Annotated in this window: 16 protein-coding genes, 1 pseudogene and 1 other annotated feature; of the genes and pseudogenes, 3 read left to right on the forward strand and 14 right to left on the reverse strand. The window is 41.7% G+C overall.

The features are described 5' to 3' along the window. The 6 genes from leuC to MXE28_RS06725 all read right to left on the reverse strand — a co-directional run bounded on the left by leuC (window position 1) and on the right by MXE28_RS06725 (window position 7,008). Window positions 1-1,260, reverse strand: coding sequence for a 3-isopropylmalate dehydratase large subunit (leuC, locus tag MXE28_RS06700; RefSeq protein ID WP_226974409.1), 1,260 nt, complete (start codon window positions 1,258-1,260; stop codon window positions 1-3). A gap of 161 nt (window positions 1,261-1,421) precedes the next feature. After that, window positions 1,422-3,038: a 2-isopropylmalate synthase gene (locus tag MXE28_RS06705; RefSeq protein ID WP_021840143.1), complete on the reverse strand. Its 1,617-nt coding sequence runs from the start codon at window positions 3,036-3,038 to the stop codon at window positions 1,422-1,424. Window positions 3,039-3,543: 505 nt separating this feature from the next. Beyond that, window positions 3,544-3,745: a binding site (T-box leader), on the reverse strand. Between the two features lie 63 nt (window positions 3,746-3,808). Beyond that, window positions 3,809-4,543 (reverse strand): DUF805 domain-containing protein, encoded by a 735-nt coding sequence (locus tag MXE28_RS06710; protein WP_156704128.1) that lies wholly within the window; start codon window positions 4,541-4,543, stop codon window positions 3,809-3,811. A gap of 58 nt (window positions 4,544-4,601) precedes the next feature. After that, window positions 4,602-5,759: a glycoside hydrolase family 3 N-terminal domain-containing protein gene (locus tag MXE28_RS06715; protein ID WP_226974410.1), complete on the reverse strand. Its 1,158-nt coding sequence runs from the start codon at window positions 5,757-5,759 to the stop codon at window positions 4,602-4,604. Between the two features lie 15 nt (window positions 5,760-5,774). Continuing rightward, entirely contained in the window at window positions 5,775-6,404 is a 630-nt protein-coding gene (locus tag MXE28_RS06720) for a hypothetical protein (protein ID WP_021840146.1), read from the reverse strand. Window positions 6,405-6,420: 16 nt separating this feature from the next. After that, entirely contained in the window at window positions 6,421-7,008 is a 588-nt protein-coding gene (locus tag MXE28_RS06725; protein WP_021840147.1) for a hypothetical protein, read from the reverse strand. 349 nt (window positions 7,009-7,357) lie between these two features. On the opposite strand from MXE28_RS06725, the gene MXE28_RS06730 reads away from it, so the two are divergent. Beyond that, the gene (locus MXE28_RS06730) at window positions 7,358-8,173 is read left to right on the forward strand and encodes an ADP-ribosylglycohydrolase family protein (protein ID WP_156704132.1); all 816 of its coding nucleotides are present in this window, start codon (window positions 7,358-7,360) and stop codon (window positions 8,171-8,173) included. A 546-nt stretch (window positions 8,174-8,719) separates the two neighbouring features. Continuing rightward, the gene (locus MXE28_RS06735) at window positions 8,720-8,887 is read left to right on the forward strand and encodes a hypothetical protein (protein ID WP_021840151.1); all 168 of its coding nucleotides are present in this window, start codon (window positions 8,720-8,722) and stop codon (window positions 8,885-8,887) included. A 178-nt stretch (window positions 8,888-9,065) separates the two neighbouring features. Here the strand turns inward: MXE28_RS06735 and MXE28_RS06740 are convergent, their stop codons facing one another. From MXE28_RS06740 to MXE28_RS06775, 8 genes and pseudogenes are all read right to left on the reverse strand, one after another. Then, complete coding sequence (locus MXE28_RS06740) at window positions 9,066-9,629, reverse strand: DUF805 domain-containing protein (protein WP_021840152.1); 564 nt, start codon at window positions 9,627-9,629, stop codon at window positions 9,066-9,068. Between the two features lie 266 nt (window positions 9,630-9,895). Further along, the gene (locus MXE28_RS06745; RefSeq protein WP_021840153.1) at window positions 9,896-10,438 is read right to left on the reverse strand and encodes a DUF805 domain-containing protein; all 543 of its coding nucleotides are present in this window, start codon (window positions 10,436-10,438) and stop codon (window positions 9,896-9,898) included. A 184-nt stretch (window positions 10,439-10,622) separates the two neighbouring features. After that, complete coding sequence (locus MXE28_RS06750; RefSeq protein WP_021840154.1) at window positions 10,623-10,871, reverse strand: hypothetical protein; 249 nt, start codon at window positions 10,869-10,871, stop codon at window positions 10,623-10,625. A 281-nt stretch (window positions 10,872-11,152) separates the two neighbouring features. Further along, entirely contained in the window at window positions 11,153-11,563 is a 411-nt protein-coding gene (locus MXE28_RS06755) for a DUF805 domain-containing protein (protein ID WP_021840155.1), read from the reverse strand. 140 nt (window positions 11,564-11,703) lie between these two features. Continuing rightward, entirely contained in the window at window positions 11,704-12,462 is a 759-nt protein-coding gene (locus MXE28_RS06760; protein ID WP_156705285.1) for an SDR family NAD(P)-dependent oxidoreductase, read from the reverse strand. A 95-nt stretch (window positions 12,463-12,557) separates the two neighbouring features. Next, window positions 12,558-13,799, reverse strand: coding sequence for an L-serine ammonia-lyase, iron-sulfur-dependent, subunit alpha (locus MXE28_RS06765; RefSeq protein ID WP_021840157.1), 1,242 nt, complete (start codon window positions 13,797-13,799; stop codon window positions 12,558-12,560). A gap of 156 nt (window positions 13,800-13,955) precedes the next feature. Further along, on the reverse strand, window positions 13,956-15,125 hold the full coding sequence (gene dpaL, locus MXE28_RS06770) for a diaminopropionate ammonia-lyase (protein WP_021840158.1): 1,170 nt from the start codon (window positions 15,123-15,125) through the stop codon (window positions 13,956-13,958). 80 nt (window positions 15,126-15,205) lie between these two features. Beyond that, window positions 15,206-16,294 (reverse strand): annotated as a pseudogene (locus tag MXE28_RS06775) (Zn-dependent hydrolase). Window positions 16,295-16,634: 340 nt separating this feature from the next. Between MXE28_RS06775 and MXE28_RS06780 the strand changes: the two are divergent. Beyond that, on the forward strand, window positions 16,635-17,552 hold the full coding sequence (locus MXE28_RS06780; RefSeq protein ID WP_226974413.1) for a helix-turn-helix domain-containing protein: 918 nt from the start codon (window positions 16,635-16,637) through the stop codon (window positions 17,550-17,552). The last annotated feature ends 78 nt before the right edge of the window (window positions 17,553-17,630 follow it).

Consider the following 17,630-nt stretch of genomic DNA (forward strand, 5'->3'; position numbering starts at 1 on the left):
TTATACCTCCTCCGGACCGGCAATGCGTCCCAAAACGGCACTGGCCGCCGCCACATAAGGGCTTACCAAATATACTTCACTATCTACATGACCCATACGGCCTCTGAAATTACGATTCGTCGTCGACACAGTGCGTTCACCGGCCGCCATAATGCCCATATAGCCGCCTAAGCAAGGTCCGCAAGTCGGCGTGCTCACCGCACAACCGGCATCTACAAAAATATCTACCAAACCTGTTTTAATGGCCTCATCATACACAGCCTGACTACCCGGAATAACGATGCAACGAACGAAGTCAGCTACTTTACGATCTTTAAAAATAGCTGCTGCCGCCGCTAAGTCTTCATAACGGCCGTTCGTACAGGACCCGATGATTACCTGGTCAATCGCGATGTCCTTTGCAATTTCATCTACATAATGCGTATTCGATGGTAAATGCGGGAAGGCTACTACCGGCTTTAACGCTGCTAAATCAATAATCACGGTTTCGCTGTAAACGGCATCTTCGTCCGCAGCAACCGGTGTAAAATCACGTTTTACCCGGCCGGTTACATACGCTTCAGTTCTTTCATCGTACGGGAATACACCACATTTACCGCCCGCTTCAATAGCCATATTACAGATAGTTAAGCGATCGGCCATAGCCAAATGGGCTACGCCGTCACCGGTGAATTCAATAGCCTTATAACGTGCTCCATCTACACCAATGCGACCGATAAGTTCAAGCACGATATCCTTGCCGGTTACCCAGCGATTCGGCTTACCCATAAGTTCTACCTTAATGGCTTCCGGCACTTTGAACCAAATCTGTCCCATGGCCATAGCTACGCCCGCATCAGTAGAGCCTACGCCGGTGGCAAAAGCGCCAAGCGCTCCATAAGTGCAGGTATGTGAATCCGCCCCGATAATCATATCTCCTGGTGCTACCAAGCCCTGTTCCGGCAATAATACATGTTCGATACCCATGCGGCCCACTTCAAAATAATGAGTAATCTTTTCGGCTTTTACAAAATCACGCATTACTTTGGCTTGCTCCGCCGATTTTATGTCCTTATTCGGCGTGAAATGGTCGGGCACCAAATAAATACGGTCACGGTCAAACACAGGTTTACCTATTTTTCTGAATTCTTTCAGTGCCGGCGGAAAGGTAATGTCATTCATCAATACCGCATCTACCTTGCACTCAATAATATCGCCTGCTTTCACCACGTCTACGCCGGCGTGGCGCGCCATGTTCTTCTCTGTCATCGTCATCCCCATAACGAAATCCTCCTCAACTCTCTTAAGCTCTCAAACTATTTTCTCTTATGTCTTAAAATACATTCTCTTATGTCTTAAACTACATTCTCTTGTGCCTCAGACTTACGCTCTATCAGCTGTAATACACCATGAAGCTCTCTCAAAACTTCGTAGCGTAATGTTTATTCTATGTCCTGTGCTATTTCCTGCTCAATTTCTTCTGCCAAATACACATAGTTTACAGCATTAATATAGGCCAACACACTGGATGAAATTACATCGGTGCTCACGCCGCGTCCGTTATATCGGCGGCCTTTATATTCAATCGTTACCTGCACTTCACCAAGCGCATCCTGCCCTTCCGTTACGGCTCGTACCTGATAATCCTTGAGTTCAATCGGCAAACCGATAACACGCTGTGCCGCTTTTAACGACGCATCTACCGAACCGTCACCGACCGCCGCATCTTCGCGAATACCTTGCGGTGTTTTCAAACGTACATCGGCGTAAGCATAGCCTCGTTCGTTAGATTTATAATGATGATGGACAAGTTCCACTGCTTTTACATGGTCGATATTGTCGATAACTAAAGCCAAAATGTCTTCGTCAAAAATCTCTTTTTTACGATCCGCCAAGGCTTTGAATTTAGCGAATAAGTCGTTCACTTTGGCCGTATCAAACTTAAAGCCCATGCCCTCCAAATGGCTTTCAAAGGCATGACGGCCGGAATGTTTGCCAAGGACGATGCTCGTTTTTTCTGCCCCCACACTTTCCGGTGTCATAATTTCATAGGTGGTCGGATTATTCAACATACCGTGCTGATGAATACCCGATTCATGGGCAAAAGCGTTACGCCCTACAATCGCCTTATTCGGCGGTACCACCATACCCGTCAATTTGCTGACCAATTTGCTGACACGAGTGAACTGTTTCGTATCGATGGCGGTGGTTACGCCGTAAATATCGGCGCGAGTTTTTAAAGCCATTACAACTTCTTCAATGCCCACATTACCGGCTCGTTCGCCAAGACCGTTAATGGTGCCTTCCACCTGACGGGCTCCCGCTTGAATGGCAGCCAAGGTATTGGCGTTGGCCATGCCCAAATCATCATGGCAATGAACACTGATGATGGCTTTGTCGATGTCCTTTACATGCTCCTTGATGTAACGGATTTTATAAGCAAACTCATCCGGCGTCATATAGCCCACCGTATCCGGCACGTTCAGGATGGTAGCGCCCCCTTCGATGGCAACACCAAAGACTTCACATAAATAATCCAAGTCGGTACGCGATGCATCTTCGGCGGAAAACTCGATTTCATCAAATTTGCCGGCTGCAAAAGCTAAGCAGTCTTTTACGATTTCAATGACTTCATCGCGCGTTTTTTTCAATTTATATTCTAAGTGAATATCGCTGGTGGCAATAAACACATGCAAACGGCTATGCTCAGCGCCTTTCAAAGCTTCCGCGGTGCGCTCAATGTCTGCCTTATTGGCTCTGGCCAAGCCGCAAATAGTGGCGCCTTTTACTTCATCGGCGATTTTTTTAACCGCTTCAAAGTCCCCCGGCGATGCAGCCGGAAAGCCCGCTTCAATCACATCAATGCCTAAGCGTACCAAGTTCTGCGCAATTTCAATCTTCTCCGGCGTCTGTAATGATACGCCCGGGCTCTGTTCACCGTCACGCAAGGTTGTATCGAAAAAATAAACTCGATCCTGATTTACTACATTATTGGCTGTCTGGTTAACTGCTTGATTTGTTACTTCGTTGACTTGATCAGTTGCTTGCCCCTGTGTCATATACATTCCCTCTCTTTTCGCTCTCTTATTTCTCAACTAAGCGCCCTATATGTTTAGCGCCACTCTTTGTTTACCCAAAATTTCATCAGTACAGCGCTCTCACCCGCCATACTAAGACTCATCATTTCTTAAGCGAACCGGCTCAGCCCCGCGCTCTCACCCACGGGACCGGTTCCTCTCTTCTCGCTCAAATGAGTCCCCAGTGCATCATGCTCTCACCCACAATGCATTCTCTCTCTTTTTTCTCAAAAGAACCGTCACGCCATTATTTTTAAACTATTCTTCTTAAAAAATCTTGACTCGGATAATATAAAAACGCCCCCGGATGCACAGTAAAACTGTACGTCCAGGGGCGTTATATACATTAATAGCAGCCTATTAACAGCTATGATTTTTGCCGGATGAAGTAAGACTTGAGACCTGAAAATTTAAAATTTAGACTTGAAGTAAAATTTTCATTTATTTTTTCATCTAACAAAAAAGCCCCCGGAATCACATAATGTGTTCCAGGGGCATCATAAACTATAACACGGTACCACCCTAGTTGGTTCTCTTGCAGTTATAACGGAACTACCGTCACGGCTTACTTCAGTTCAGCCGCAATGCTCCGAGGCGAGTTTCGATACTATCCGTTCTATTGCCTCGCACCGACCGGCAACTCTCTGTAAGCAACTAAATAGTTCTTTATACCTGTTCATCACATATCTCATTTGATTGTTGCTATTTTCGCACATACATATATACTTTGTCAAGAGATTTTTTTAAGAGTTTTATATTTTACCAAAATAACGGCTCGAAAACTCTGATTTCTCATAGTTGGAATAATCCGGTAACGGCCCATATTGATTCGTTTCCGGTTGACTCTGCTGTATGCTGAAAATTAACAGAACGATAACACCAAATGGTACAAATACGATTAAATACCACCAGCCCGTACGACCGATATCATGGAGCCGCCGTACCTGTACGGCTATGGAAGGTATGATAAAAGCCAGGCCGATTACACTGCTTATAATACTGCCAAACTCCGAAATAACACTAAAAATAAGCGTTAACAGCGAGCCTACTACCCATTGGGCCAACACAAAGCGCCAAAATTCACCGCGCGTAGCCCGCCCCTTGAAATCAGCATATTTATCCTTAAGACACATAATATAATTATCGATTAAAGATAGGGAACCCACCCAGTTAGGCGGATAACCTTCACCATTCTCCCAATTGGCATAGTGCGTATTAGAGGACTGTGGCTTTGCCGCCGGCACTTGATTATTAACACCGACTTCTTTTGGCTGATTGCCATCTGACGAATCATCTGCCACCGGCTCCTCTACATAAACCGGCTGGCTGAATTGACTATCCTTCTTGAATTGTTCTCCTTGCTGTTCCTTTTTCGGCTGCGCCGGTTCACTCACGTCCGGCATGGCTATTTCACCGACGGCCGTGCCGCATTTCGAACAAAAACGACTGCCTTCCCCAAGTTTAGCTCCGCATTTTGTACAGTACATAATTCCACTCCTTTACCTATTCCCCGTTTTCCATCTATTCCTTACGAATTAATAACTATTACCATGCCAAATTATGGCTGATTTTCAACATTAATATGTGACGCACCGCATCATTTAAGCGGTCTTTGGAGATGTCACCGCTGCGCACGGCCTTTAAAATCGCATTATAACCCTCGATGGCGTGATTGTACTCTTGACCGATAAGCACAATATCCACACCGGCGTTAACAGCCTTAACACTCATATCGCCAAAACTGTAATGATTGGCAACGGCGCCCATTTCCATATCATCCGTAATGATGACACCTTTATATCCCAGCTTTTGACGTAAAAAATCTTGCATAATAACCTTAGACAAGCTGGCCGGCATGGTATCATCGAGATTGCTGTAAACCGCATGGGAAACCATGACCATATAGTCGTCGTTATTCACCGATTGTATGATCGTCTCAAAGGGCTTTAAATCGGTGGCCCATAATTCATCGGCCGATGCGTCAATCGTATTGCCCTCTTTATGTAAGTCCGTCACGGTACGACCGATACCCGGAAAATGCTTTAACGAATAAATAAGCCCCGCTTCATGGTAAGCATTGCCCACCGCCTTAACAAATGGAATGACTTCAGCCGCGGTGGTGCCGTAAGAACGTTCATCGGCAAGGCCCAAATCGGCAACCGGTGCAAAGTTCACATTAAAACCTAATGATTTTAACTCTTTACCACTTTCTAATGCTAGTTTTGCTGCTTCCGCCGGTGTACCTTGCCCCAGCTGTTCAGCGGCCGGTACTTTTACAAGCTCACTGCTCAGGCGCGCCACCCAGCCGCCTTCCTGATCTATAGCTACAAAGAGCGGTGCTTTTTCACTTTGGCGAGCCGCTTTCTGTAAATCTTGAATCAACGCTGCAACCTGTTCTTTGGATTCCATGTTGCGGTCAAACAAAATAATGCCGCCCATTTTGTATTCGCTCAGCATATAGCGCACATCGTCGTTTACCTGAGTCCCTTGCATGCCGAATAAAATCAGCTGGCCGACTTTTTCTTCATCACTCATGGACTCAAGTAATGAGTCTACTTTTTGCTCGGCCGTCAAATCCGTCTTTTGCCAAATTTCTTCCTTAGCCTGGGGCTTTGTATCAGAGCCGCACCCTGCCATAACCACTAAAGCCATAAGCAAAGCCATTAAAAATCCAAGCCGTTTAAGACCTTTTCTGCCTTTCATTAATTCGCCTCACTTCTAAATCTTACGGGCCGACATATCATCAATAAGCCAGCCCGACCCTTGTTTACGCATCGTCACTTCGCCGGCAAATTTGCTCGCCACCGTGTCGCCCTTGTTACCTGTATAGTCTTCCGCATGCAACGTATACTGAATCACAATCGTGTCATCTGTTTGGGAAATAACGCGCATAGAATCCACTATACTTTCCTTGGTTTTGATATACCCCATGGACCAATCATAAAAAGAATTGCCCCCTTCTCGCTTATAATTTTCAGATAACAAATCATAGGCCTTAGAAATATCACCATCAGTAATCATCTGATGATATGTTCTAAATGTGTTCATAGCACTGTCAGCGGCCAATGTTTTTGGATCGGATGATTTAGGTTTTACTACCGGTTGTGTTTTAGTTACTGTTTCAGTTGCCGTAGTGGTCACACCATTTGATGTTAACGTGGTCACTTCTTTGGCTGTCGTATTCAGTATTTGCTGATTTCGTTCCTGATAACTTTCATCGGCATAATCAGCCGCTTCCTCCAATACGCTCATCGTATTGGCATAGGACATATACATATTACCAAAAAATAAAAATACCCCCAGTACACAAGCCCCAATAATCTGTCCCTTATCATTGCGTTGATACATGCTAACCTCCTCCTTCTTACAACGATTTCTCTTTAATTTCATCGATTAACCAAACCGGTCCATCTTTGCGCAGCGTCGCTTCACCGGCAAATTCCCTACGCACCGTATCGTTACCTTCATCGACCAACTTATGTAATGTATATTTAATGATAATCGTATCCTCGGTTTGTGAAACTAAATCCATTGAAGATACGACAACTCCTTTGGTTGCGCTAAAGCTGTTAACCCAGGTCTCATAATTACCGGCCACATTCTGTTGGTAATTATCGGAAAGCAATTGATACGCACGGGCATACTTATGCTCCGTAAGAAACAAATGATAATTTACAAACGTGGTCAACGCACTTTCGAGCTCCTTAAGCTCCAGCACATCTTTTGACGTATCCTTGGCTTCGGTTGCAATTTCGCCCTTGGCCGCTGATGTAGTTGTCTCTTTAGTATCGGACTCTAAACCTAATGCTTTTTTACCCTGCTCCCAGTAACCAACCCATCTGGTGGCCTGTTCAAATACTTTATCCACACTGTTTGTGGAAACCATTATCGACGCTGACGCCATGATTAAAACTCCGATAATAATTCGCCGTATTAGACCCCAATAATCCATACCATCCTCCCCGATTGACTGTACCCCTAAACCTATTTACTATTCTCCTAAACCTATTTACTATTCCCCTAAACCTTTTGCAAAAAATCCTCATTTCATAAATTGGAGACTTACTCTATAAGTAAAGAGTTCCACACACATTGAAAGTTTCCCTCTTTTAACTTTTAACGACTTCATTTTATAATCACATTTCAAGTATCTTGATAAAATTCATTGAACTTAGCCTCTATATTTATCGTAAAAAGCATGTGGTATAATATAAGCCTAACGATATTTTTTGGTTTTTTAACCTGAATATTCATCGTTTTTTTAATTGAATTAGGTGTTGGATATGAGGAGGCGTATTACTATGTTAGGTGCAATTGTAGGCGACGTTGTAGGCTCCCGTTTTGAATGGGACAATCTGAAGTCTAAAGAATTTGAACTTTTTAAACCCCCTTGTCATGCTACCGATGATTCCGTGATGACCATAGCCATTGGTAATGCTTTATTAAAGGCTGCTACGGCTCCCCCTGAAAAGCTGGCTCAAACAACCGTAATGTCTATGCGTATTCTGGGACGAGCTTATCATGGTCCTAATTACGACTATGGCGGCATGTTTTACCAATGGCTCTATGAAAAAGACCCAAAACCATACAACAGTTTTGGGAACGGTGCGGCCATGCGTGTCAGCGGCTGTGCCTACGCCGGCGACAGCTTAGAAGAAGTCCTTAATTTAGCTCACACCGTAACGGCTGTCACTCATAACCACCCAGACGGTATTGCCGGCGCGCAAGCTACGGCCGGTGCCATTTATTTAGCACGTACCGGTGCTTCCAAAGACGAAATTCGCAAGTTTGTCCAAGATAATTATTATGACTTGAATTTCACCATTGACGGAATTCGTCCTACCTACACATTTCAAGGTAGTTGTAAAGGAACGGTACCGCAAGCCGTTGTAGCCTTTCTTGAAGGTAACGACTTTGAAGATACCATTCGCAATGCCATTTCCATCGGCGGCGACAGCGATACCTTGGCAGCCATTGCCGGCTCTATTGCTGAACCGTTCTTCGGAATTTCGCGAGAAATCGGTGATACCGCCTTGTCCTACTTAGATACGCCACTCTTAAAGCTGTTCTGTGAATTTGAAAAAACCTTTATTTTTCCGAAACAGCCGAAAAAATAGAATAATCCGAACAGCAAATTTTATTTAGAACCAAATTATTCCGGCAACATAATCACAACATACCATCATTTTCATATCGATAATTTGCGATTTACTCCCGAATTTGCTATAATTTTAAAAAAACAGCAAGCCCTGTGCTTGTAAACAGCACAATAATCAAGCCAAATAATCGATTGTATCATAATGTTATTTTGTCATTTTTTATGTACATCAAGAAAATTTAAAGTTTTCGTATTAGAAAGGTGTAAAAAATGGATAATTCTCTTTATGAATACAAAGCATTTACTCTTATTGAAGGTTTAGGTGAATTATATACAAAATATCTTTACAGAGTATCAACATCTGACTTAGATAGCGAAACTAAATAGACATTCATAGACAAAATAAAATCTGAAAAAAGAAATCTTAATTTCAAAACGTTAGATACCGTTGAAAAACTAGATTTAGCGGAAGCTAATTTTAATCAACTAAAAAAACAATTAGATGGCTTAAATATTTCTTTATAAAAAGTAGACATTAAATTATAACAGTAGGGAGACTTGTAAAATGAAATCTTTAATTATGTTATTGTTAGCCGGCTTATTTATGTATATTTCCTTCAAAATGATGGTATTTGCATTTAAAGTAGGCTTCATGGTTGTATCCATTCTCTTACTTTGTGGCTTTGTTTATTACCTCTACCGCTCTATCACGTCCAAACGTTCGGAAGAGTAATACTGATACCACATACCACATACCGCATAAAACATACTCCTAACAAAAAGCGATGGACCCCGGTCCATCGCTTTTTTGCGTTCATTTTAAAAGACCCATAAGACTAGGTAACTACTTATCTTATCGGCCTAAAAAACAACTCATTTTGTCCTATAAAATAAAAACAGCGCAAAATGTCCTATATATCTGAAATTTTCTTATTGTTGAACCACTTTTTGCTTACATGATCCGTATAATCCGGCAACGGTCCATACTCATTTTCATACATCTGACTTGGCAAGAGCGTAAAAATTAAGAGAATAAAACTACCGCCCGGAATAAGGTGTAAGAAATACCACCAACCGCTGAAGCCGGTATCATGATAACGACGTATTTCACAGGTAATAATAGGTGGTAACAAGGCTAGCCAAGCGGCTACGCTGATAAAAAAGAAAAAGAAGAACGGTACATTGGAGTCGGCTACATTCATAAACATTCCGGTAATAAACATCAACGGAAATTCAACTACAAGGATTAATAGCCCTACAAATAACATAAACTTCCAGTACTCACCGCGCGTAGCACGACCTTCAATGGTACAGTACTTTTCAATAAGGCATAATTTTATATTTTCAGTGAATTCCAGCGAACTCTTCTGATGATTTGCCACTACCGGTACGGTGGACGCAACGCGCATTTGTCCGCAATTAGGACAAAACCTGGCTTCCGGTGACAATTCTTTACCACAATGACTACAATACATAATAAACCTCCCAGCAATCATTTTTTTAGATAGTATACATGATTCGACAACAAAGTTAAACACTTCTAACTTTTATTGCCGATTAAATTATTATATTGCTAATTATATTCTAACATACTTTTTCAATCATTTTTGTATACAAAAAAACAGCCCTAAGCTATGACTGCACCTTTTCACGAACTTTTGAAAAGCCTGCCTCATCAAAGCCAATGACTGTTTTATAAATTTAATATTCAATGTTTAATTAACTAAATAATTGCTCACGATTACCCTTGATAATTACTGTAATCAGGCAAAGAACCATATTTATTAGGCAATGGATTATTTTTTAAAAGCATTAAAACAATACCCGCAATAGTGCCTATGAAAGGAATTAAAATGAGTACTAACCACCAGGCACTGCGATTGGTGTCATGAAGTCGTCGAACCATTACGGCTAATGACGGCATAAATAATGCGAGGCTCAATAAACTGAGTACGCTTTCAACAATTTTACTCGACTCCATAACCGACCCAATTAGAGCCGCTACAATTACAATCACATAATGCACCAAAGAAAACTTCCAATACTCTCCCCGTGTAGCACGACCTTGTATGGTAAAGAACTTTTTAGTCATACACATCTTAAAGTTTTCCCAAATCGGTAAGGATCCCACCCAATGTAAAGGATAGCCATCCGCATCTACCGCAGGCACCGCATTTGTTGACGTCGCTGCTACCGAAGTCTCTGCCGCAGCAACATCTTGACCACAGTGTGAACAAAATGCTTGCCCGGCCTCCAATTCTTTACCACAATTTTGACAATTCATCCCAATACTCCTCTCTACGCAAACCCTTAACTAACAACCACTTATAAAAAAATTCATGTATATCATTCAATAAAACGATATAAATGAACATTCTACACTAATTATTAATCTTTATCAAATGCAAATTATGAAAACCGGTATCACACCGAATTATCATAAATATTAAACCAAAACATCTTAACGTTTACGTTGGGTGAACACCCGGATAATGGTCGGGAATTTTATCATTTATCCCTCGTGTGAGCGCCTTTATTTCGTCATGAATAACATGATTGACTGTTTCACATTTCGCCGAATTTTGTCCTAACAATACACGACCTTGGTCAACTGCTACCTTAGCTCGCCCGGTTACTATGAACGGGTGCTTTTTAATAGCTTCGATTTCATCTACATAATGACTGCACATAATCTTATTGACCGTAATTATTTTCATAAGTTTCCCCCTGGCACGGTAAAATAACCAACTGATATACTTAAAAATTTAAAATCGGCACAATGTTAAGTTTTTAATCGTACAATTCAAACGTAAAATATAGTATCAATCAAATGTTGCCCACCGCCCGTAATAAGTGGTTAAGCCATTCCCAGACGCTGCCGGTGCATTCCCCCATTCCGTTACTGCTTAAAATAATTACTATAGTAAAACTCCAAGTCCCGGTTTGAATCCTTGCTTTTGGGCTCAGAGGTTAAAACAGTATTAATATTCAAGCTCCATTAGCCCCTGTAATAGCTGTAATCCGGTACGGGGCCGTATTTATTAGGTACTGGATTCCCTTTCATGACGGAGAAAATAAACAAAACAAAAGAACCGGCATAGGGCACGAAGTGGAGTAAAAGCCACCACGCACTACGGTTCAAGTCATGAAGCCGACGGGTCTGCACCGCTAACGAAGGCAAAATGAACGGTAAGGTGACTACCAAGGTCAAAATATCTTCGAAGGTCGAACCAATACTGAAAATACTGATTAAGAATTCCAACACAATTATAATAACGAATTGAATGAGCACAAATTTCCAGTACTCACCACGGGTAGCACGACCTTCAAATTTTAAATATTTTTCAGTCATACACATTTTAAAATTATCCCAAACCGGTAAGGAACCGACCCAGTTTTCACTATTCATAGGAACTCCTCTTTTAACTACAATCTTAAATTCAAACTCATAAGTAACCGACATGCTAATATAACTAGCCCGCCGGAAAAAGATATATAACCACCAATTGCCTGTAGTGCTTTATGGGCACCACAGGCAACTGTCATTTCTTATTTCTTTGCAATCATAAAACCGGTGGCCTGCTGATTGGCCATGATGGTAATGTCCGAAATCTGCACGCGTTTTGGCTGCGTAGCGGCAAATACGATAATGTCCGCAATATCTTCCGCCTGCAACGCTTCCACGCCGGCATATACAGCAGCCGCTTTTTCCTTATCACCGTGAAAACGAACTTCACTGAACGGTGTTTCCACAATACCCGGTTGAATCGTCGTCACTTTAATATCCGACTCAATCGTATCGATGCGGATACCGTCACTCAGTGTTTTAACAGCCGCTTTAGTGGCACAGTATACAGCGCCTTTAGCGTACGCATAAATACCGGCCGTAGAACCTAAGTTAATAATGTGACCGGCATTTTTAGCCAACATGAACGGTAATACGGTACGTGATACATAGAGCAAACCTTTTACATTTGTATTAATCATGAGCTCAATATCATCGATGGAACTTTCTTGGAAAGCATCGAGACCTTGCGCCAAGCCTGCATTATTTACAAGAATATCTACACCGCCGGCTTTTTCAATCACCGCCGGTAACGTTTCCGTAACTGCTTGACGATTTGTTACATCAAGGGCAAACGGAGTTACCTTGATGCCGTATTCCGGTTCGAATTCGGCTTTCATGTTTTCCAATACTTCCAAGCGACGAGCGCATAATAAAAGGTCATACCCCGCTTTGGCAAAAGCTAAAGCCGTAGCGCGGCCGATTCCCGAAGTAGCACCTGTGATTAATACTGTTTTGCTCATTATAGTCACTCTCTTTCTTAGATATACCTTATATTTCTATTATAGATATAATTCGGTTTTGAGACTAGTTAGAAATATTTTTATTTTGCTCTATATTATTTTTCAATCATTGATTCTAAAATTACAATGTCCGTCTCGCGCATACCGTCACGAGCGATACGCCCCACCGTATGCACCGTTTCATCGATATTAGCTTTAACGATACCGTCACCGTTTTTAAAACTATTATTCGACTTCGCCTGGCGATAGGATAATAACGCATTGCCCAGAGACATACCAATCTTCATGGCACACGATGCTTTGGCGCCGTCACAAACCACGCCGGATGTACCAACCAGTGCATTGGATAGGGTTTCCCATACCACTTCTTTCGGCTCATCCGTTAAGTACGCAATACCTGCTGCCGTAGCAGATGCGGCACTCACCACACCACAATAGGCACTCAAACGCCCAATATCATGCTTAATATAAAGTGCTAACACATTAGCCAAGGCCAACGCACGATAACGTCGTTCTTCAGGCACATCATATTCTTCAGCATACACATGAATAGGAACGGCCAAGGTAATTCCCTGATTGCCGCTGCCGCAGTTAATCATAACCGGCATGCTGCAACCGCCCATGCGCGCATCGGAGCCGGCCGCCGCATAAGCACGTGCCTTATCCGCAATGCTGGCAGAATCTTCAATAATAAGTTTACCGATGTTTGAACCGTAGGAGTTTTTCATCCCCTCTTCGGCAATGGCCATATTATATTCAAACTGACGATGCAATAATTCTTTGAGCCGCTTAAAATCAGCCTCTTCAGCGAATTCATAGCAGTCATCAAATGTCATCTGCACTTCTTCCGCCAAAATCTGTTCCAACGGCATATCAAATATAACTTCCCCGTCTTTTTCGATGTGCGTAATATTAGTGTGTTTCTGTTGAACCGTTACCTTCACTTCGTGATCCGCCGTTTTAGCGGTTACGGCGATGTACAGATTGGCCACACCTTCCGCCAACGATACGGTACAGAAATTACTTTCAAATAATTCATCAGCCCGCTTCACATCATCCGATGTCAAACCTTCGAGTACTTCCAGTTCTTTAGACGCATCACCCACAATAGCGCCCAAAATCAGACTGTAGTAAAAACCGGTTCGCCCCTGTGCATTCGGGATAGTTACGCTCTTCGCGTTTTTAATAATGTTGCCGCTGCAATCAGCGTGCAAGCTGCTTGGAAATTCCCCCAAAACTTCCACCGCTTTCGCCGCCGCAAAGGCCAGCGCAATCGGCTCCGTACAACCAAAAGCAGGTAGTACCTCTCTCTCCAACATACAGTACAAATCTTTCATAAGAGTCCTCCATGCTTTTTTATTCAAATGACGTAATTTAGCCATTTCTAATTTTATTATACCTTATTTATAATCAAAAATCTCAATATAATTTCATTATAATAAAAAACAAGACACTTTGCGAGCAATCATTGCAAAGTGCCTTATTAGCAAAATTTACTTTATTAAACCGCATGCACCATCCCAAACAATGCGTCGATAATTAACTGTATCCGTATCGCCTTCAGTACTGATACAAAGAACAACAGATTCTTCATTTAATCCCAACTCTGAACGCATAGGCGCTTTATCCGCATCAACCATAAGACGATAAACGAGTCCGGTTGTAACAGCACCGCTTTCACCTGAAATGATTTGTTCATCACCATACAACGGATTCCCCAACACACGCATTCCATCGGCTGCAACTTTATCATCGCAAGACACACTGTAATCGCCAAATTGACGAATTTGTTCCCAGCCTACCGTACATACCTCACCACAACAAAGGCCGGCCATAATAGAATCTAAATCTCCCGTCACGGCATGTAAGGTACCATCATTGGCTTTAACTGTCTGAAATACACAGTCTGCCTTATTAGGTTCTACATAAATTATGGTTGGTTTCTTATCACCATAATAATGATTGAAAAATCCGGTTAAAGCTCCGGCCATAGCACCAACTCCGGCCTGTAAGAAAATATGGGTAGGTACAATATCTCCCAAAGACTGTACAGCCTCTAACGCCATTGTCATATAGCCTTGCATAATCCAACCGGGAATTTCCTCATAGCCCGGCCATGCCGTATCTTGCACCAAAATCCAACCGTTAGCGTCACCTTGTGATTTAGCAAAACGAACTGTATCATCATAGTTCAGTTCGGTAATCTCTGCCGTAGCACCAAGTTTACGAATATTTTCCAATCGTTCGACAGCCGATCCTTTCGGCATATACACAACAGCTTGCTGTTTTAAATTCTTAGCAGCCCAAGCAATACCGCGTCCATGATTGCCATCGGTAGCCGTTACAAAAGTGAAACTGTTTGGCTCTACATTTTTCACTTCAGCCGGCGTTATATTTAATTTTGTAGCAATCACTTCAGCCAGCGCATAACTGCCACCAAGGCCCTTAAAAGCATTCAACTCAAATCTATAGCTTTCATCTTTTACAAATAAATTTTTTAGTCCCACATGTTTAGCTAATGCACTTAGTTCTCGTAACGGTGTTGCCTCGTACCCCGGTAAACTCTCGTGGAATTCCTTAACTGCTTTTGCCTTTGCAACAGTAAACAAGGCATCAAAGTCACTAGATCTAACATCTTTTTGAATAGGAACAATATTTATCATGGATTCTCCTTAACTTATGTTATTCATAGACTAACTGTAATTCTTCTTAGAAATTTATCTTCTTCAAGAAAATCGATTGTTTACTGCGCCAAATTTTTGATTACATTAATGAATACATTGGCTCCGGCAAAAATATCTTCGTCTTTAGTATATTCTTTCGGATTATGACTAATACCGTTTACACTTGGTACAAAAATCATGGCCGACGGGCAAATCCGCGCCATCATCTGTGCATCTTGACCGGCACCGGACGTCATCCGACGATTCGATAAATGCATTTCATTAGCCACTTGTTCCACCATACTTACAATTGTTTCATCAAATTGTACCGGTTGAAAACGTACTAATTGCTCCGTACTAATTTGTACCTTATCGGTCACTGCCAATTCTTTTAGGTATGCCGCTAAAGCCTGTTCTTCAGCTATTAAGCGTTCCTCATTAGGGTTGCGTACATCAACTGTAAAAACAGCTTTTGATGGGATTACATTAATCGCATTTGGTTCAAAAGCAATCGTACCCGTTGTCGCTACTGTAGTACCACCTGACTGATTACAACGGTCACGCATAAAAGTAATTACCTTGGCTACGGCCAAACCCGCATCCACTCTCATATTAGTCGGTGTTGTACCTGCATGATTAGCTACACCTTTAATCTCAATTCGTTGCCAAGAAATCCCTTGCAAATTTTCAACAGCTCCGATAGAAATGCCTTCTACATCTAAAATAGGACCTTGCTCGATATGAAGTTCAATATACGCACGAGGTTTAATAAATCCCGGTTCTTCCGTCCCTTCGTAGCCGATACGCTTTAATTCTTCTCCTAAAATCGTGCCGTCTACACCAACAATAGCTTAGGCTTCTTTTACATCAAGACCTCCTGCATATACAAGGGAGCCCATCATATCCGGTGAGTAACGAATACCTTCTTCATTGGTAAAGGCTCCTACAACCAATGGACATTTTGTTACAATCTGCTGTTCCTGTAAACTTTGAATTACTTCAAGGCCGGCCAACACTCCATAACAACCGTCATATTTGCCGGCATTAATAACCGTATCAATATGAGAACCCATCATAATCGGTGCTTCATGTTTATTGGACTCGGTCTCCCATATCCCAAAAATATTACCAATATAATCTACTGCTACACGAAGTCCGGCTTCTTTCATCCATGCCACTACCTGATCGCGCCCGGCTTTTTCCGTATCGGAAGCAGCCGCTCTGGTACGGGCTCCATTTTCATCAATGCCGATTTCACCAAGTTAGTTGATTCGATTCAACAATCGTTGTTCGTTAATTTTTAACATAATAGTTCCTCCTATACCTACTGACATCCACTATAGAACTTCTTATCTATGCCCTAAGTATAAGGGTATCGTGATTTTCTTACTATCGAATACGAACGTATTTTTATCTGATTTGTACTTTTTATCATACTTATTATGTTGTATTGTAATAAATATTCCTTTATAATTTAAATCAAGACATATCATCAAAGGAGGATTAGTTATGATAGAATCTCATCCACAATCAAAAAATAAAGGGCAAGCATTTGCCATGAGTTTCACCAGTGAGCTTCGCGAAAACCTCCCCTATATAGCCCTTGATTTACCTTTATCCGTATATACCCAGGATTTCGTCCATGCTACGTCCGACATGGTGCCCATTCACTGGCATAATGAAATCCAACTGACTTGGGTTATTTCCGGATCATTAGAATATCGTGTTAATAATAAAACCTTTCATTTAACACCAAATACATTATTATTTGTAAATCCTCACCAACTACATACGTCAAAAACAATAGACCAAGATACACATTCACTCTGTCTAAACTTTACCGATAGTTTATTTATTGACTATATCCAAACTCATTTTATTAATCCCATTACCCAAAACCCGTCACTCGCTTATGCCATGTTACCCCTACAGCCAAATCAGCTAAAACAGTTGCAATCTTTTATAGAGTTAGACGATGCTCCATTTCATCATTTAGAGGTTATTAACTTTATTATGGAAATCATTGAACAGCTCTATCCGCTTACCAAGAATGAATCAAAGCCGGTCAACAAAAAGGAACTGGCCCTGTTCTACGCTATGATTGAATACATTCACAACCATTTCCATGAACAGCTGACAGTTACAGCTATCGCCAAACAGGCTTTTACCAATAAAAATAGATGCACCGCCTTATTCAATAAATACGCCAGTACATCGCCTATTAAATATTTAAACAATTATCGGCTTAATCAAGCCAAAGATCTGCTATTACAAACATCTCAATCAGTATCAGATATTTCATTAGCGGTCGGTTTCAATCAGTTAAGTCATTTTATTGAACTCTTCCGTCTTAATTATGGTTTATCACCTCTCAAATATAGAACCTTTCATTCTAAAACCATCGGTAATGATGCTATTGAAAAATAATAATCTTGGAAGAGTTCTGTTAATTTTGGCTTATAGGACAAAAAGTGTGTGTGGCTTTTTTAAATTAATCCCAATAAA

The organism is Veillonella sp. KGMB01456, assembly GCF_023051165.1.
Classification (GTDB): domain Bacteria; phylum Bacillota; class Negativicutes; order Veillonellales; family Veillonellaceae; genus Veillonella_A.

Coding starts and splice junctions, on each gene's coding strand:
- MXE28_RS06735 (WP_021840151.1), top strand. CDS start 8,720: ATGAAATCTTTAATTATGTTATTGTTAGCCGGCTTATTTATGTATATT.
- MXE28_RS06715 (WP_226974410.1), bottom strand. CDS start 5,759: ATGAAAGGCAGAAAAGGTCTTAAACGGCTTGGATTTTTAATGGCTTTG.
- MXE28_RS06780 (WP_226974413.1), top strand. CDS start 16,635: ATGATAGAATCTCATCCACAATCAAAAAATAAAGGGCAAGCATTTGCC.
- MXE28_RS06765 (WP_021840157.1), bottom strand. CDS start 13,799: ATGAAAGATTTGTACTGTATGTTGGAGAGAGAGGTACTACCTGCTTTT.
- MXE28_RS06705 (WP_021840143.1), bottom strand. CDS start 3,038: ATGACACAGGGGCAAGCAACTGATCAAGTCAACGAAGTAACAAATCAA.
- MXE28_RS06755 (WP_021840155.1), bottom strand. CDS start 11,563: ATGAATAGTGAAAACTGGGTCGGTTCCTTACCGGTTTGGGATAATTTT.
- MXE28_RS06740 (WP_021840152.1), bottom strand. CDS start 9,629: ATGTATTGTAGTCATTGTGGTAAAGAATTGTCACCGGAAGCCAGGTTT.
- MXE28_RS06720 (WP_021840146.1), bottom strand. CDS start 6,404: ATGTATCAACGCAATGATAAGGGACAGATTATTGGGGCTTGTGTACTG.
- MXE28_RS06730 (WP_156704132.1), top strand. CDS start 7,358: ATGTTAGGTGCAATTGTAGGCGACGTTGTAGGCTCCCGTTTTGAATGG.
- leuC (WP_226974409.1), bottom strand. CDS start 1,260: ATGGGGATGACGATGACAGAGAAGAACATGGCGCGCCACGCCGGCGTA.
- MXE28_RS06745 (WP_021840153.1), bottom strand. CDS start 10,438: ATGAATTGTCAAAATTGTGGTAAAGAATTGGAGGCCGGGCAAGCATTT.
- MXE28_RS06750 (WP_021840154.1), bottom strand. CDS start 10,871: ATGAAAATAATTACGGTCAATAAGATTATGTGCAGTCATTATGTAGAT.
- dpaL (WP_021840158.1), bottom strand. CDS start 15,125: ATGATAAATATTGTTCCTATTCAAAAAGATGTTAGATCTAGTGACTTT.
- MXE28_RS06760 (WP_156705285.1), bottom strand. CDS start 12,462: ATGAGCAAAACAGTATTAATCACAGGTGCTACTTCGGGAATCGGCCGC.
- MXE28_RS06710 (WP_156704128.1), bottom strand. CDS start 4,543: ATGTACTGTACAAAATGCGGAGCTAAACTTGGGGAAGGCAGTCGTTTT.
- MXE28_RS06725 (WP_021840147.1), bottom strand. CDS start 7,008: ATGGATTATTGGGGTCTAATACGGCGAATTATTATCGGAGTTTTAATC.